The organism is Solibacillus sp. FSL K6-1554 (assembly GCF_038005185.1).
GTDB lineage: Bacteria > Bacillota > Bacilli > Bacillales_A > Planococcaceae > Solibacillus > Solibacillus silvestris.
Genome location: NZ_JBBOSS010000001.1, coordinates 3,840,939 through 3,856,430, shown reverse-complemented (window position 1 = coordinate 3,856,430; position 15,492 = coordinate 3,840,939). Strand labels below are relative to the sequence as shown.

Annotated in this window: 20 protein-coding genes; 11 read left to right on the top strand and 9 right to left on the bottom strand. The window is 38.5% G+C overall.

What is annotated here, in order from left to right; all coding sequences use genetic code 11:
- Window positions 1–33 precede the first annotated feature (33 nt).
- The 6 genes from MHB58_RS19190 (at window position 34) to MHB58_RS19170 (ending at window position 2,987) form a co-directional block, all read left to right on the top strand.
- Window positions 34–483 carry a GNAT family N-acetyltransferase gene (locus MHB58_RS19190; protein WP_008405922.1) on the top strand — a complete coding sequence of 150 codons (450 nt, stop codon included), beginning with the start codon at window positions 34–36 and terminating at the stop codon, window positions 481–483.
- Window positions 484–500: 17 nt separating this feature from the next.
- Complete coding sequence (locus tag MHB58_RS19185) at window positions 501–1,049, top strand: GNAT family N-acetyltransferase (RefSeq protein ID WP_008405921.1); 549 nt, start codon at window positions 501–503, stop codon at window positions 1,047–1,049.
- Between the two features lie 32 nt (window positions 1,050–1,081).
- Complete coding sequence (locus MHB58_RS19180) at window positions 1,082–1,303, top strand: DUF3953 domain-containing protein (protein ID WP_008405920.1); 222 nt, start codon at window positions 1,082–1,084, stop codon at window positions 1,301–1,303.
- Window positions 1,279–1,344 carry a hypothetical protein gene (locus MHB58_RS20345; RefSeq protein WP_369051730.1) on the top strand — a complete coding sequence of 22 codons (66 nt, stop codon included), beginning with the start codon at window positions 1,279–1,281 and terminating at the stop codon, window positions 1,342–1,344. Before MHB58_RS19180 ends, MHB58_RS20345 begins: the two co-directional genes overlap by 25 nt.
- Before the next feature lie 106 nt (window positions 1,345–1,450).
- Window positions 1,451–1,882 carry an NUDIX hydrolase gene (locus MHB58_RS19175; protein ID WP_014822470.1) on the top strand — a complete coding sequence of 144 codons (432 nt, stop codon included), beginning with the start codon at window positions 1,451–1,453 and terminating at the stop codon, window positions 1,880–1,882.
- 46 nt (window positions 1,883–1,928) lie between these two features.
- On the top strand, window positions 1,929–2,987 hold the full coding sequence (locus MHB58_RS19170; RefSeq protein WP_065216104.1) for a PQQ-dependent sugar dehydrogenase: 1,059 nt from the start codon (window positions 1,929–1,931) through the stop codon (window positions 2,985–2,987).
- Between the two features lie 60 nt (window positions 2,988–3,047).
- On the opposite strand, the gene MHB58_RS19165 is transcribed toward MHB58_RS19170, so the two are convergent.
- The 5 genes from MHB58_RS19165 to MHB58_RS19145 all read right to left on the bottom strand — a co-directional run bounded on the left by MHB58_RS19165 (window position 3,048) and on the right by MHB58_RS19145 (window position 6,275).
- Complete coding sequence (locus tag MHB58_RS19165) at window positions 3,048–3,251, bottom strand: helix-turn-helix transcriptional regulator (RefSeq protein WP_008405912.1); 204 nt, start codon at window positions 3,249–3,251, stop codon at window positions 3,048–3,050.
- Window positions 3,248–3,775 (bottom strand): DUF6773 family protein, encoded by a 528-nt coding sequence (locus MHB58_RS19160; protein WP_014822472.1) that lies wholly within the window; start codon window positions 3,773–3,775, stop codon window positions 3,248–3,250. Before MHB58_RS19160 ends, MHB58_RS19165 begins: the two co-directional genes overlap by 4 nt.
- 157 nt (window positions 3,776–3,932) lie before the next feature.
- Window positions 3,933–4,493, bottom strand: coding sequence for a signal peptidase I (lepB, locus tag MHB58_RS19155; RefSeq protein WP_340735842.1), 561 nt, complete (start codon window positions 4,491–4,493; stop codon window positions 3,933–3,935).
- A gap of 47 nt (window positions 4,494–4,540) precedes the next feature.
- Window positions 4,541–5,713 carry a M20 metallopeptidase family protein gene (locus MHB58_RS19150; protein WP_014822473.1) on the bottom strand — a complete coding sequence of 391 codons (1,173 nt, stop codon included), beginning with the start codon at window positions 5,711–5,713 and terminating at the stop codon, window positions 4,541–4,543.
- A 19-nt stretch (window positions 5,714–5,732) separates the two neighbouring features.
- The gene (locus tag MHB58_RS19145) at window positions 5,733–6,275 is read right to left on the bottom strand and encodes a GNAT family N-acetyltransferase (protein WP_340735841.1); all 543 of its coding nucleotides are present in this window, start codon (window positions 6,273–6,275) and stop codon (window positions 5,733–5,735) included.
- 395 nt (window positions 6,276–6,670) lie between these two features.
- Between MHB58_RS19145 and MHB58_RS19140 the strand changes: the two genes are divergently transcribed.
- Window positions 6,671–8,374 (top strand): bifunctional diguanylate cyclase/phosphodiesterase, encoded by a 1,704-nt coding sequence (locus MHB58_RS19140; protein WP_340735840.1) that lies wholly within the window; start codon window positions 6,671–6,673, stop codon window positions 8,372–8,374.
- 40 nt (window positions 8,375–8,414) lie between these two features.
- On the opposite strand, the gene MHB58_RS19135 is transcribed toward MHB58_RS19140, so the two are convergent.
- Together MHB58_RS19135 and MHB58_RS19130 are read right to left on the bottom strand one after the other, a co-directional pair.
- Window positions 8,415–8,816 (bottom strand): PH domain-containing protein, encoded by a 402-nt coding sequence (locus MHB58_RS19135; RefSeq protein WP_065216107.1) that lies wholly within the window; start codon window positions 8,814–8,816, stop codon window positions 8,415–8,417.
- Window positions 8,817–8,898: 82 nt separating this feature from the next.
- Entirely contained in the window at window positions 8,899–10,110 is a 1,212-nt protein-coding gene (locus MHB58_RS19130) for an NAD(P)/FAD-dependent oxidoreductase (protein WP_065216108.1), read from the bottom strand.
- Window positions 10,111–10,234: 124 nt separating this feature from the next.
- On the opposite strand from MHB58_RS19130, the gene MHB58_RS19125 reads away from it, so the two are divergent.
- The 4 genes from MHB58_RS19125 to MHB58_RS19110 all read left to right on the top strand — a co-directional run bounded on the left by MHB58_RS19125 (window position 10,235) and on the right by MHB58_RS19110 (window position 12,807).
- Entirely contained in the window at window positions 10,235–10,894 is a 660-nt protein-coding gene (locus tag MHB58_RS19125) for a phospholipid phosphatase (protein ID WP_340735839.1), read from the top strand.
- Between the two features lie 116 nt (window positions 10,895–11,010).
- On the top strand, window positions 11,011–11,325 hold the full coding sequence (locus MHB58_RS19120) for a PadR family transcriptional regulator (protein ID WP_008405902.1): 315 nt from the start codon (window positions 11,011–11,013) through the stop codon (window positions 11,323–11,325).
- A gap of 2 nt (window positions 11,326–11,327) precedes the next feature.
- The gene (locus MHB58_RS19115; RefSeq protein WP_340735838.1) at window positions 11,328–12,374 is read left to right on the top strand and encodes a DUF4097 family beta strand repeat-containing protein; all 1,047 of its coding nucleotides are present in this window, start codon (window positions 11,328–11,330) and stop codon (window positions 12,372–12,374) included.
- Between the two features lie 76 nt (window positions 12,375–12,450).
- Window positions 12,451–12,807 carry a hypothetical protein gene (locus tag MHB58_RS19110; RefSeq protein ID WP_065216111.1) on the top strand — a complete coding sequence of 119 codons (357 nt, stop codon included), beginning with the start codon at window positions 12,451–12,453 and terminating at the stop codon, window positions 12,805–12,807.
- Window positions 12,808–12,902: 95 nt separating this feature from the next.
- Here the strand turns inward: MHB58_RS19110 and MHB58_RS19105 are convergent, their stop codons facing one another.
- Both MHB58_RS19105 and MHB58_RS19100 read right to left on the bottom strand, forming a co-directional pair.
- The gene (locus tag MHB58_RS19105) at window positions 12,903–14,615 is read right to left on the bottom strand and encodes an ABC transporter ATP-binding protein (protein WP_340735837.1); all 1,713 of its coding nucleotides are present in this window, start codon (window positions 14,613–14,615) and stop codon (window positions 12,903–12,905) included.
- Window positions 14,612–15,346, bottom strand: coding sequence for a MerR family transcriptional regulator (locus tag MHB58_RS19100; protein ID WP_014822481.1), 735 nt, complete (start codon window positions 15,344–15,346; stop codon window positions 14,612–14,614). Before MHB58_RS19100 ends, MHB58_RS19105 begins: the two co-directional genes overlap by 4 nt.
- Between the last annotated feature and the right edge of the window lie 146 nt (window positions 15,347–15,492).

The following is a 15,492-nucleotide window of genomic DNA, read 5'->3' as shown; positions in this document are numbered from 1 at the left end:
GAGCTTGCAATAAAATTAGGAAGGTGGATTTGAATGGAATATCGATTGGCTACTACAGATGATATGGAATTATTAATAGATTTACGTAAGCGATTATTAGTGGAGGAAGGGCAAACGGTATCTCCCAATATCGATGAACAATTAAGAAATTTTTTTGAGAAGCAATTGAACGCTGACCAATTTGTTCAATGGATCATTGAGGAAGAGAAAAGTGTAATCGCTACAGGGGGCATTCAGTTTATTTCCTTTCCCCCTAGTTATTTCAATCCTACAGGCATTCGCGGGTATATTTTAAATATGTACACAACGCCGGAAAGCAGAGGTCGGGGGCTTGCCAAACAATTGGTTGAGCGACTGTTGGCAGAAGCAAAAGGAAGAAGTGTACAACACATATTTTTAATTTCTTCGCCGATGGGAAAACCGTTATACAAAAAAGTCGGTTTTAAGGAAAATGATATTTACATGGAATATTTCATTCAATAACTTAGGGGGATGAGGAAATGATTTTAGAAACGGACAGACTCATATTAAAGCCATATGAAGTTGAAGTTGCAGATGCAATTTTTGAAGTAGTAAAGCATAGGGAGATTGCGGATACAATGGTCATGATTCCGCATCCGTATCCACGTGAAGTTGTAGATCAGTGGATTTCCTATTTGCAAAAAAGCTTTGAGCAAGGAACGGCCTATGAATTTGCAGTGTTTTTAAAAGAGAGCGGCCGCTATATCGGGAATTGCGGGCTCGTTACGGTTTCAAAAAACCACCGCAATGCAGAAGTGGGCTATTTTATCGATGTGTCGGAGTGGGGCAATGGCTATGCAACAGAAGCTTGCAAAAAAATAATTGATTACGGATTTCAGGAACATCAGTTAAATAGAATTTACAGCCGCTGCATGGTTAGAAATATCGCTTCAAGAAAAGTGATGGAGAAGTCCGGAATGGAATGGGAAGGCCGCCACAGACAGGAATTTTTAAAAGAGAATGTTTATGAAGATATGGATTATTTAGCTATTTTAGCTGAAGAATATTTTAAGGGGAAACTTATTTAGTTTCATATCATGAATTGAGGTGGGAGTTACAAATGAAGGATATGAAAGTTGATATACTTGTTGCCTTTCAACTAACTTTTGCATTTATGGCAACGTTGATTTGTATTTATAGTTTGGTTACAGATCGCTTCCACCTGCAGCCGCTTATGTTTATCTTTATGAGTGCGATGTTTGGGATAATAGGATTTAGAGAATACAGACGGACCGGACTCAAAATAAACAGTCAGGAATTCTCTTTTGGGTTGTATCAGTAATTATATTTGGCGTTGCGTTTGTATCGTTGTTTGTTAATTAGAAAATGCAGGATTAAAGAAAGATTCTCGTAATGGCAGGGTTTTAAATTTCCTCTATAGAACCTTTTAAAATATGCGATATAGATACTTTTAAAAGGACTGATGAGATTGGAACAAATTCAGCAAGTAATAAATACAACCCCGAAACATATTTTGTCTGCAGCAACGATTGTACTGAACAGTAAAAATGAGATTCTGCTTATTAAAGGACCAAAAAGAGGTTGGGAGATGCCGGGTGGTCAAGTAGAAGAAGGCGAGTCTTTGACGGCTGCAGCGATTAGGGAAACAAAAGAAGAATCGGGAATCGATGTGGAGATACTCAAATTCTGCGGTATTTTTCAAAATGTAGAGAAATGTATTTGCAATACGCTGTTCTTAGCGAAACCAATCGGGGGGACAACGACAACTTCTCCAGAAAGTTTGGAAGTTGGGTATTTTCCGATTGAAGAGGCCCTTGAAATGGTGACAGCCGGAAACTTTCGACAAAGAATAGAATATTGCTTGGATGCAACGAAACACCCATTTTTTATAGACTTTTAGTGTAGGAAATGACGAAACAATATGTATCGCAAAGGGAGGTTTTTCTTTGAAGAAATCATTTGTTGGAGTAGGGATTACGTTGTTATGTTTAACAGGATGTTCCACAAATGAAATACAACCCTCTACCGTCGCAAATAACTCTCAAAGTATAGAACAATACAAAACAATCGCTACCAATCTTGAAGCACCATGGGCTATTAATAAACTTGGAGACACTTTTTATATAACGGAGCGAACAGGGCATATTGTAAAAGTAGAGCAAGGGGAAATGACAAGGCAGGCTGTAAAACTTGAAAAAACACTTTCCACTGCATCTGAGGCAGGGCTGCTTGGCTTTGTACTGGCGCCGGATTTTGTACAGTCAAATGAAGCCTACGCTTATTATACGTATGAAACAGCAAGTGAGCAGTATAATCGAATTGTAGTGCTTCAACAGGAGAATGATAGCTGGCGGGAGAAGCGGTTACTTCTTGATCAAATACCTAGTGGTAAATATCATCACGGCGGACGCGTAAAGATCGGCCCGGATCAAAAGCTTTATGTGACAGCAGGTGATGCATCGAATCCACAAACTGCACAGGACCTGACTACACTTAGCGGGAAAATATTGCGCATGAATTTGGACGGAAGCATTCCAGACGATAATCCTTTTCCGCATTTATACGTGTACAGCTACGGACACCGAAACCCGCAAGGCATCACCTGGTCAACTGATGGAACAATGTATGCAAGTGAGCATGGGCAAAGCGCACATGATGAAATTAATAAAATTGAAGCTGGACAAAATTACGGCTGGCCTATAATTGAAGGAGAGGAAGAGCAAGAAGGATTCATATCCCCTTTGTTCACCTCGGGGAGTGAAAGTACATGGGCCCCTTCAGGTATAGCATTCTATGACAACAAACTATATGTTGCGGCACTCCGGGGGACAGCATTGCTCGAATTCGATTTAAAGTCAAAAGAAGTAAAAGAAATCGTCAATAATGTAGGCAGAATCCGCGATGTATGGATTGAAGAGAATACATTGTACTGGATTACGAATAATACGGACGGGCGAGGTACACCAGAAGAAAAGGATGATCAATTGTATAAGCTAGAATTATAGGAAATTAAAAGGAGCGTAAAAGTGAAAAAACTTTTATGCTCCTTTTTATAATGATTGCTTTTATTCGGATTGTTCATCCCAAAATAGTTCATCCAAAGTTCTATTCAATGTTCTACATATTGCGATACATACACTTAATGTCGGATTGTATTTGCCAAGCTCAATGAGTCCGATTGTTTGGCGTGTGACCCCAACCTTTTTTGCGAGCTCATCCTGTGATAGATCATGTTCAATCCGGGCCATCTTTAAGCGGATATTTTTCATTGGTATCGCCCCACATCATCATCTTCTTCAAGCATTTTGCTGTTTACCTTTTGGCTTTTTTTCAAGGCACTTTTATAGGCAGCAAATAAAAGCAGTAAATAAAATGGAACGTAAATAATGAGTGAAACGAAAAATACTAAAAAGAAATATTCAATAGCCTGAGATGAACTGTCTGCATACTGGTACGCACTATTAATCCCCATGAAAAGTGCGATAACCAGCCCCATGCCAATACCGATGATTAGCTGTTTTGTGCTGTATGAAAATTTGCTGTTGGCATCATGAAGTTCAACTTCATCCGAAAATACTCCAAGTTGTGAGGAACGGAAGCCGTAGTATAAACTGACACCTATTAAAATGACTATCTCTGTAGTAACTGACTCCATACTTACTCCGAAGCGATAAAATTTAACCCCAATCGACACGAGAACAATCATCATCGTGAGTAAATATATTTCCCGGTAAATTTTATTTTGCATGTTGTACACGCGCTCATCGACCACTTTTTTGTTCCAAAATCCCATCATATTCCCTCCCCAAATTTATTGTTAAGCTTATTATACAATATATAATTCTAAATGCAATTTATATATGTCATTATGTAATTTATTTTATGCTTAATTAAATACAAAAAAGCCGCAATTGCTAAAGAAAGCAATCACGGCAAGTCTGTTTTTCGGATTATTTCACCAAACCTAATGAGTCGAGCGGGTAAAATCGGATAGATGTAGAGCCAAGAATATGTTCCTTTGAGACAAGACCAATGCGTGGATCTCGGCTGTCACTACTTTTGCGGCGATTGTCGCCCATTACAAAATAATAGTCATTCGGAATTTCTGATACACCTGCCAGATCTTCCAGCGTGAAGTCAGGAGTCAAATCACCTGTATCGTTAAGAGAAGATTTGTATTCATCCAAATAGGGCTCATCGACTTTCTGACCATTTATATAAAGTACATCCTCTTTATATTCGATTTGATCACCTGGAAGGCCGATAATTCGTTTAATAAAATACTCACTTTCTAAACCATCGAATACAATGACATCAAATCGCTCAAAATCATGAAGCGTCTTTCCGATTTTGTTGACGATAATCCGGTCTCCGTCTTCATATGTCGGCATCATGGAAGCACCTTTCACATCGATCGGAGTGAAAATAAACGTCCGGATTGCTACAACAAACAAGGCGGTTATGGCGATAACTTTGATCCATTCCAGCAGCTCATTTTTTTCTTTTTTCATCTCTATAACCTCCTTTTAGAACATGATAGCTCAAATTAAAATTAATTTTATTTTACAACCCCATGAAGCTTCAATGCCTCCACAAACACATCGGCAATATTCAGCATGGACTGTTCATCCACATCGAATTTTGGATGGTGATGCGGATAGACAGCTTCAATTTCCTTATTGCCGCCACCTGTGAAGAAAAATGTCCCCGGCTTTTCCTGTAAATAATAGGTGAAGTCTTCTGCACCCATGCGAGGTGGGGCATTTAGTACTTGCAAATCTGGCAGGTTGATTGAAACAGCTTCTCGAAGCATAGCTGTTTCTGCCGGGTGATTATATACAGCGTCATAACCACGTGTATAGTTAAATTCAAGTTTGGCCCCGTACTGAATTTCAATCGCTTTGCATAAGTTGTTTAACTTTTGCTCCACCATATCGCGGATTGCTGGATTGAATGTACGAACAGTCCCCGTTAAATGGGCCTTATCGGGAATGACATTGCCGACAGTGCCACTTTCAATTTTTCCGATTGTAATAACAGCAGATTCAATTGGATCTGTATTTCGGCTGACGATCGGCTGCACTCCAAATACAAACTGTGCCGCTGCAACAATCGGGTCTATTGTTTCATGAGGTGATGCGCCATGTCCGCCTTTACCTTGAATAGTAAGCTCAAAGAAGTCCGCAGCCGCCATTGCGTAGCCTTCACAAAACAGTACAGTACCTAATTCGCTCCATGAAGATACATGTGAACCGTACACATAGTCGACGCCTTCCAGGCAACCTGCTTCTACCATAGCTTTTGCACCGCCTGGTACGACTTCTTCCGCAAATTGATGGATGAATACAATATTGCCGTGAAGCGCATCATGGTTGTCAGCAAGTGATTTTGCTAAACCGAGCAGTGCGGCTGTATGGATATCATGACCACAAGCATGGCTTACTCCATCGACTTTCGATTTGTAAGGTACTTCTTTTTCATCTTGAATCGGAAGTGCATCAAAATCGGCGCGGAACGCAATTGTCGGTCCGTCGTAAGCGCCTTCTAAGCGGCCAACGACGCCATTTCCGCCAACATTTTCTTTTACCTCAATACCAAAAGAACGAAGCTTTTCAGCAATTAGTTTTGGTGTATTAACTTCTTTGAATGAAAGCTCCGGATACATATGCAGATGTCTTCGAATTTCAACCATGTTCTCATAGTTTGCTTGCAGTTTCTCTTTTACGCTCATCTTCTCCACCCCTGAAAAATTAGTCGTTATTCAAAGCTTCCCATTCTTCTCTAAGTAACCCCATGCGAATCGAGTCATAATAATGCCCTTTGTAATAGCGGACTTTACGAATTCTTGCTTCTAGCTGCATTCCGAGCTTTTCGCCAACACGAATCATGCGTTCGTTGCCTGACCATGTCGAAAAACCAACACGCACTAATGGCATTGTATGAAATAAATGGGCAATCCATAATTTTAATGCTCGAGTTCCGATGCCTTTTCCCCATAAATGCCCTTCATGCAGGATAATGCCCATCTCCAGCCACTTTGAAGGTTCGTGTTCCCAGTAGTAGGAGATAATTCCGCGAACGACTCCCGATACTTCAATGACCCAAAAGCTTTCATCCCCGATCCAATCCTGATTTGTCTGGATAAATTGTTCATAAGGAATCGCTCTATGCGGATAGTACGGCGCATCCCACTTTTTCCACTCGGGCTGTTCATCTTTATATATCAGTTCCCATAAGCGTTCCATATCTTGTTCTGTTATTGGTCGGATAGTTAATTCCTGATCTGTGTACATTGTTTTCCTCTTTTCAAAATAATTTGATGTTCATCTGATTGAAAAGAGTCGAAAGATTACTTTTCAATCACCTTCATAAATATTTTCATTTTCATCAATCCTTTCACTGGAAATTACTATCATTTTATCAGAATATTCCACCGAAAGAAGAGGTTTTTGAACATTTAATAGAGAATCCCCATGAAATATTTCTAGAAATTTACAGTTAGGAAAAAGATAACTATTATTTTTATTTACAAAATGAAATGGAAAAAATAAAAAATTATGAAAAAAAGGCGATATAATCTAAAAGAACTACCAAAATCATTAACTAAGAACTATAATTATGAATTAAAGAATGCAAATTTTCCGAAAATGCACTAGAAAAGAATCACTAAATAGAAGTTGGTGGGTAGATGGTAAAAATAGAAGATACAAATGTACTAGGTTCAATGCAATTGACTGTAGAAGAATTACAAAATATTAAAGTTGCATTAGACGAATCGTCCATTTTGGCAGTTACAGATCAAAAAGGCATTATCACAATTGTAAATGACCGATTTTGTAAAATTTCCAAATACGAACGTTGTGAACTCATTGGTAAAGATCACCGTCTTTTAAATTCAGGCTATCATCCCAAAACTTTTTTTAAGGAAATGTGGCGTACGATAAGTTCAGGCAAGACATGGAACGGAGAAGTGTGTAACCGCGCAAAGGATGGTTCAATCTATTGGGTACAGACGACGATTGTACCGTTTTTGAATGCGAAAGGAAAGCCCTATCAGTATATTTCGATTCGTACAGATATTACCGCACAAAAGAAGATTGGGGAAATGATACATATTGCACACCATGATGATCTGACAGGACTGCCAAATCGCCGGATGTTGCTTAATGATTTAAAAACGCTAATCGAAGTTGAACAACAGCCATTTTCACTCATGTTATTTGATGTCAATCGGTTTAAAAATATAAATGATGGTTTAGGGCACCATGTCGGGGATATGTTTTTAGCAGAAATTGCGGAGCGAACAAAAACATTGACTAGTCCGTTTATATCTTTTTATCGTTTGAGCGGAGATGAATTCATCTGTATTTTAAGAAATTCAGATCTACTGGAAAGTGCTGCAGAGGATATACAAGCACTATTTAAAAGCCAATTTAATTTAAATAACCATACTTTTTATGCTTCGATCAGTATCGGGGCGGTAAGTTACCCGGAACATGGCTATTCGGCACAAGACATTTTAAAATATGCTGATATTGCGATGTATGAGGCGAAAAAAAGCAATAACAAAGGTTTTGTCATTTATAAAAAGCAACAGCGTTTTTCGTATAATCAACTACTAACATTGGAAACAAAGTTACATGATGCCATTAAAAAAGAGGCATTTGAACTGTATTATCAACCGAAAGTGAATTTGCAAACAAATAAAATTGAAGGTATGGAAGCCCTGATTCGCTGGTTTGATGATGAGCTTGGTTTCGTACCACCGGATCAGTTCATACCATTTGCGGAAGAGTTTGGTTTGATCAGTGATATTAGTGAGTGGGTTATTGCTAAAGCAGGTCGCCAAGTAACAGAATGGAATGAACGATATAATTTAAACCTCCGTGTGGCTGTTAATATTTCACCGAACCATTTAAAAGCAGAAAACTTTATTGTGCGCTTAAATCGAATTTTACAGCAGCATGAAATTTCTCCAAGCGCACTGGAAATCGAGATAACAGAGATGAGTTTCTTAGATCAAAATTCAGATTTGCTCCATACGATCAAGCAATTAAGTGAAATGGATATTACGTTAGCTATTGATGATTTTGGGACTGGCTATTCCTCATTAAGCTATTTAAAGAAATTTCCGGTAGATTTATTAAAAATCGACCGTACGTTCATTCACGAAATGTATAAGAACAACGCAGACATTGCCATGGTTTCCGCGATGATTTCTTTGGCACGGGCACTTAATTTAAAAGTAGTGGCAGAAGGTGTTGAGGAACATGCAGATTTACACCTTTTACGGGAATTTGATTGTGAATTTGTACAGGGTTACTATTATAGTCGTCCTTTAACAATTGATGATTTTTCAAAACGTTTAAGTGAAAAAGGGATACTCGTGTAAAAAATCCACGCAGATTGCTGATACAATTTGCGTGGACTTCTTACGACTTGAGTGTAATACTTGGATTGATTTCAAGAAGCTTTTTTACAAACAGCTCCTTTTCTTTTGGGGATATAAGAATGACCTGAATATGAGGATCAAATGTAATTTCAATACGGTCGATCGACATTGCCGGAGCCGATAGAGGATTTTTCGATGGACGCAAGCTTCGTATTTGCTTAATAGGAATCCGCTTCTTATAAATACCGCCGTAAACGATGAGTTCATCCGCTTCAATTACGTATTTGGTACCGAAAAACAGTATGCATAATAAAACAATAATGAATGCCGTAACAAGCAGTAAAACAGCACTTGGCTCGGTAATGACCCCGTATATCATTGAGGATGGCACAAGAATAAATATGAACGCCATCCAAATATCCACCTTTGATTTAAAAACCATAAAAAAGCACCCCTTTTACTTAATAGCTTATAACAAAGAAGCGGAATTAAAAATAGAATTCCAGCAATAGGGGACTTTATGGTTATTTAATTCCATATTTCCGGTCCAATGTCACAAGACGTGCATCGTCGTTCGGTCGATTCATGATTAAATCAGCAATTATTTGGGAGCCAAGCATGCTATAAACCGTGCCGTTCCCTCCAAATCCAAGCAGGTAATAGTGATTTGGCTGTTCTGGGTGCTGTCCGATGAATGGTAGATGGTCTAATGACTCACCGAAGGAAGCACAATATTTATACGGTGCATGGAAGGTTTCGCCAGGTATTAATTCATGAAGTTTATCAAGCAGCATATTTGCCATTGCTTCCACTTTTGATTCATGCTTGGCAGGATTGGCTTTTTTTTCGTCTAATCCTCCGATTATAATGCGGTGATCTACCGTTTTTCGCATATACAAATATGGGCGGGCAGTTTCCCAAATGAGTGCATTTTCATACCAGCTCTCAAAGGTTGGTTTTTGCTCTGTCACAATCGCATAGGAACGGTTAATGTCAGCCCCCTTCATTTTTCCATAAGGAAGACGATCATATCCGGTCGTGTATATAATACGGGATGTTTTAAAAATGCCGTTCATTGTGTGCAAAATAATGTCATTTCCTTCGTCCTCTATAATATTGGCGTACGTATTTTCAAATAAATCTAGTCCTTTAGTAATAAGCTGTGCAGTTAACGAAACAACGAATTTGTAAGGGTTCATTTCCGCATCATTATTTGTGTACAGAGCAGCAGGTGCTTTAAATGGTAAGCGCTTTTCTACGACAAGTTCATTCCAAAACTCAGCAGAGAATCCGTGCTTTACTAAAATCTCGCATTCCTGCTCAAGTTTTGATACATCTTTTTTTTCACTGGCAAAACAGATGCTCGGACGTCGAATGAAATCTGCCTGATCTTTTAACGGCTGGGCAGTTTTTTCAAGCTGGTCAACTGCCTCCAAGCATAGGTTATAAAAACGTACAGCATCCTCTTCTCCAATTAAATCGCAAAGTTCGTGTAATTGAATATCATTTGAATATTGAAGTAGTCCTGTATTGGCCGAAGTACTGCCTGAGCCGAGTTCATTTCGTTCTATAACGGCTACTGATAATCCTTCATCAATTAGTGCTTTCGCCGTCAATATCCCGCTCATTCCGGCACCTACGATAATCGCGTCATAATGAGGTTTAATTGGTGGGTTCGTGTGAGGTTTTTTTACAAGTGTAGTCGGCCAAAATAATAAACCATTGTGTAATTCCATAAATAGTTCCCCCTTTATTCATCTAAAGAATAGTTCCCGCTCGTGCCCCTTTCTAATCTTGAAATATTTAATAACTTAATTTTGGGGTAAAGGGGAAAGAATAGTAATTAAAAGGAGGGGTATGATGGATCCTTATATATTCGGACTTTTCACGATTGCCTATATTGCCATCTTCGTCTGGGGAATGGCAAAACATAAAAAAACTGCATCCGCCATTTTATTTTTAGTTATTGCTGCCCTAATTTATGATAATGCAATATTAGCTTTAGGCCATGTTATCGGAGAGGGAGAGCTGCTTGAAAACCTAAGTTATGGCAGATTTTGGCTCCATGCAATATTCACACCTACTTTAATACTTTTTTCCCTGTTTATAATGAAAGAGGCAAACCTTCATTTTGCCTATAAGGAATGGGTTTCGTTTACATTTGGCGCTTTATGGGTTGTTGCAATGATTGTTGAATATTTTGCGGAACTGAGTGGGCTGGAACTAGCGCCGGAGGAATCGTATGGTGTAATAAGCTACAGTACAACAGAAGCAGCTTCCGGACCGCCCCCAATGATTTTGATTGTTCTTGTGGCCTTATTAATCGCTGCGATCATGCTTGCCCGGAAAAGAAAATGGTGGTGGATGCTTGTCGGTACAATTGTTATGACAATCGGTAGTGCAGTTCCGATTGATATTGGTAGTGACGCGATTACAAATGCCTTTGAGTTAGTATTAATCGCGACGTTAATGTGGACGGCAATCCATTATTCGAACGACAGACCATATAGAAGGTTTTAACGAACGAAAATTGTGCTGAGGATAAATCTTAGCACAATTATTTTTTGTACACTACCTTGCAATGAACAGTAGTGTTTGCTACACTATTATATATTAAATAGTAGTGAGGTGAAATAATGAATCCTCAATTTAAAAAAGGCGTGTTGAATTTATGTGTCCTCGCCTTACTGGAAAAGAAAGATATGTATGGATATGAGCTTGTGCAAGCAATTTCTACACAAATTGAAATATCAGAAGGAGCGGTATACCCGCTGTTACGCAGGTTAACAAAAGACGGTCTTTTTACAACATATTTAATGGAATCAACAGAAGGCCCGCCGCGTAAATATTATCAGATTACCGAACTAGGGATTGAACAACTACAGAGCTTACGTAATGAATGGGAAAGTTTTATTTCGGGTGTAAATACTTTAATTCAAGGGAGCAAATAAAAATGAATGAACAACAGTTTTTAGATTTACTTGATAACCATTTAGTAAAATTACAACAGCAAGAAAGAGATGACATACGCAGAGACTTTGAAGAATACTTCGAAAATGGCCGTGCAGAAGGAAAGACAACTGAAGAAATTATAAAATCATTCGGAAATATTGAAGAGCTGGCTGAAGAGCTCCTTGTTTCATATGATGAAGAAGACTTTATGGAAAATGTGGCGGTTATGAAAAATGATAAGCCAATTCCGTATCGAAATGTAGATATTGAGGCTAATGGTGTGAATGTTGTAATTGTTCCAACTGACGCTGACGAGGCACTTATTGAGACAAAGGATAAGGACCAGTTGACTGAAGCGTCCATGCTAATAAAAGATGACACACTTTTCATCTCTATAAAGCGTCAGGAGCAGGTCCGCCGTTTTTGGTTTATTACGATAATAGGGACGATCAATACAATAGATACAGTGGTTTATCTGCCTAAAAAACAGTATGAAAAGCTTGTGATTCATAATGACAATGGACGGATTAAGGTGTCTGAAACTATCGCACAGCAATTTTATTTAAAATCAGATAACGGCCGTATTTTAACAGACCATATTCAAGGGAAAGTTCTTGATGCTCATTCGGCTAATGGGCGAGTGGTGCTCACAGAAACTAACATTGAACATGTTAAAGCAAGTTCCAATAATGGCCGGATTATCGCAGAGGATGTAATGGGTCAAGAGCTTCAGTTGGAATCTGATAACGGACGTGTTGAGATTAAAAATGTGGTAGGCAAAATTCATGCGCAGTCACGAAATGGCCGAATTGTTGCTCAGCTAAAATCTGTTCAATCACCATTAAATTTTGTATCTGATAATGGGCAAATCATATTAAGTACAGAAGGAAAACTTCAAAATATTGAAATTGATAGTTGGACAGCATGGGGATCCGTATCCATTTATAATGAAAAAACATCGCATTATTCCCATGGCACTAAAGAACACACAATTCAATTAAAAACGAGCAATGGGAAAATTACGGTGGAGGATCTTTTAGCACAGTAATCTATGTAAAAGTTAGAAATTCATCGGTACAATCCGTATAATAAAACTAATGATAGTTGAAATGGAGTCGTTAACGATGAAAATATTTAGCTTTAAATTATTTGGTGGCTATAAGGTGTCGCTTGATAAAACGGATATAACAATTGACTATGCTGGCGAAAAGTTTCTATTTATAAATAAATCAAAGCCTCGGATGAAAACAATTTCATACAATGACATATTGAGAGTCGATTACAAGGAAGCCGGTATGACATTCGGCTATGTGCGTCTCATTACAGCAGAAAATGCTCCATATGTAAGCAGTACCTATGTTGCTCAGCATGATGAAAACGCCTGGATGGTTGAAAAAGATGAAATTAGTTTTTTAAATGAAGTATTGGATATCTTGAAAAAACATTGTAAGCATATACAGTTTGCTCAATTGAAAGCTTAGAAATGAAATACAGCACGTCAAAAGTAAATTAACTTTTGACGTGTTTTTCTATAGGGGGAAAAGTGCTGCGAAGTTTCCTTCGAGCACTTTTCATGCTAAATCACTTGCATTTTAGACCATAGCTGCTTGTAGTATGAATGTGAGTTAATAAGCTCCGCGTGTGTACCTGCGCCTGACAGCTGCCCGTCTTCAAATAGTAAAATCTGGTCGGCATTTGTAATTGTAGAAAGACGATGTGCGATAATGACAGTCGTTCGGTTTTTCATCAATGCCTGTAAAGCAAGCTGGACTTCACGTTCAGATTCATTGTCCAAATTCGATGTCGCCTCATCAAGCAATAATATTTGAGGGTCGCGTAGAATCGCACGGGCAATTGCAATCCGTTGCTTTTGGCCGCCTGATAATTTAATGCCACCTTCACCAACTTCGGTTTCGAGTCCTTGTTCAAGTGCAATTACAAAATCGTAGGCATATGCTGCCCGCAATGCTTCCACAACTTGGTCGTCTGTTGCATCGTGTTGACCATACAAAACATTTTCACGGATCGAGCCATTCATAAGGGGGGCGTCTTGCGTCACATAGCCAAACAGTTTCCGCCATTCGTATAAATCATACTGTTCAATAGTTGTCTGCCCATATAAAATTTTGCCCTCTGTTGCTTCATAAAAACGCTCGATTAATGAAAACATCGTCGTTTTCCCGCCGCCACTACTGCTAACAAATGCCGTTGTTTTGCCAGAGGGAATCGTAAAGTTCATTCCTTTTAAAATGGGCTGGTCAGCATATTGAAACTTTACATTTTGAAAAATAATATTTTGTGCAGACGCAGGAATTGAAAGGCCGGATATCTTTTCGGTAGCCTGCGCAATGATTGCTTGAATACGTTCTGTTGCACCAAGTGCTTTCTGTAATGCTGTAAAAAATGTTGCCATTTGTGTAAAAGGAATGATGATTTGCACAAGGTAAATCATTATCGCAACAAGCTCCCCTGAAGAAATCGCTCCTGAAGATACTTGTGTGCCCCCATATCCGAATAAAAGTATTAGGACAATCATCATAATGAATGTCATGATCGGGGATAAAATAGCCAGGATTTTCGCTTCTTTTAAACCAAATCGGTAAAGCTGCTCAATGCGAGTTTCACCCCGTTCTTTTTCCAAAGTTTCGGTTTGCGAAGATTTTACAAGTCGGATATTAGATAACACACGTCCCAGGTGTCCACTGAATGAAGCAAGCTCATCCTGATTAGCCTTGGCAATCTTATGCATTTTTTGTCCAAGTGGCAATGTCACAAAAATTGCAAGAGGTACGGCGATTAACATAAGCAGAGTCATTTTCCAGTCAATCCACAGTAAAATGGCAATCGCGCCGATAATAGAAAAAATGCCCGATACAAAGCTTACGAGATGGTCGGTCACGAGTTCTTTTACGACACTCGTATCTTGTGTAATACGGCTCATCGTTTCACCGGATTCGTGTGCATCAAAGTAAGGCGTTTTTAAATATAAAATATGCTGCCAAAGTGTGTTTCGTAAATTCGCAACAATCCGTTCACCGAGCATACGCATTAGAAAATAGGTAAAACCACTAAGAACCGCCTGGACGACTAAAATAAGTGCAACGGCAGTGACCGCTGTCCATGCAAAACCTGTCGTCGAAAAATCGTTGATCATATTCATTGTAAATAATGGTACAGCAAGCGAAGCAAGTGTTTCGATAATACTTAATACAAAAACAACGATGACGAGTTTTTTGGGGAATTTACTTTTTTTAATGAGTTCCCATAATTGCTTTAGTTTAACGTTCATGTAATAACCTCCTCTAATATGTTCAATCTTGCGGCTTGCTCCAATAGCCAATTTTCTTCTTCACTAGTAAGCGGAATCGCAAAAAGCCAATTATCAAAATCTACGGTTGCATGCTTTTCAAATTCCTGTGCAATACTTTTGGTTAATTCTTGCGGAATAATAGAAAATAGCCGTTCGATCAGTTCTTTTAGCATCGTGTCTTCCGGTGGAGCCTGATAAGCCTGCTTAATTTCGTGGAGACTTTCAATATAACGTCGATTTATTTCGATAAAATTTATATCTAGAAAATTGTATATACGTTCAATAAGCGGCTCCGAAATATATTGCCTCAAATAATCCTTTTGCGCATCCTCTGTCAGTAAACTGTGAATAACGAGCAGTAATGTAGTAGAATCAACGGCCATATTTCCCTGATGGATATGAATAGCCGTATCAATTGTTGCAAGCATTTGTTCCAGCTGCTTTTTCTTCTTTAGTAACTGCAATTTTTGATGTTCCAAAGATTGGAGCAAAGAATCATCTTTTTTGAGCAGCTCTTTAATTTCCTCTAGAGAATAATCAAGATATTTGAAAGTCACAATCTTTTGGACAGTTATGATATTAGCGTCATTATAATAGCGCTGACCGCCTTCAGAAATACGGGCAGGTTTTAGTAAACCCTTTTCTCCGTAATAACGTAAAGTCCGAATTGTAATGCCGGTCTTTTTAGAAAATTCCCCGATTGAATACATATTCCTCACTCCTTATATGTAGTATAAAAGCTGACGTAACGTAACATGCAATAAAAACGTTTGAAAAATATTAATATAATAAATTCGCTGTTAACTAAAAGGAGCCTGTAGTACAAAAAAATAATGTGCTAAATTAGCGAAAGTTG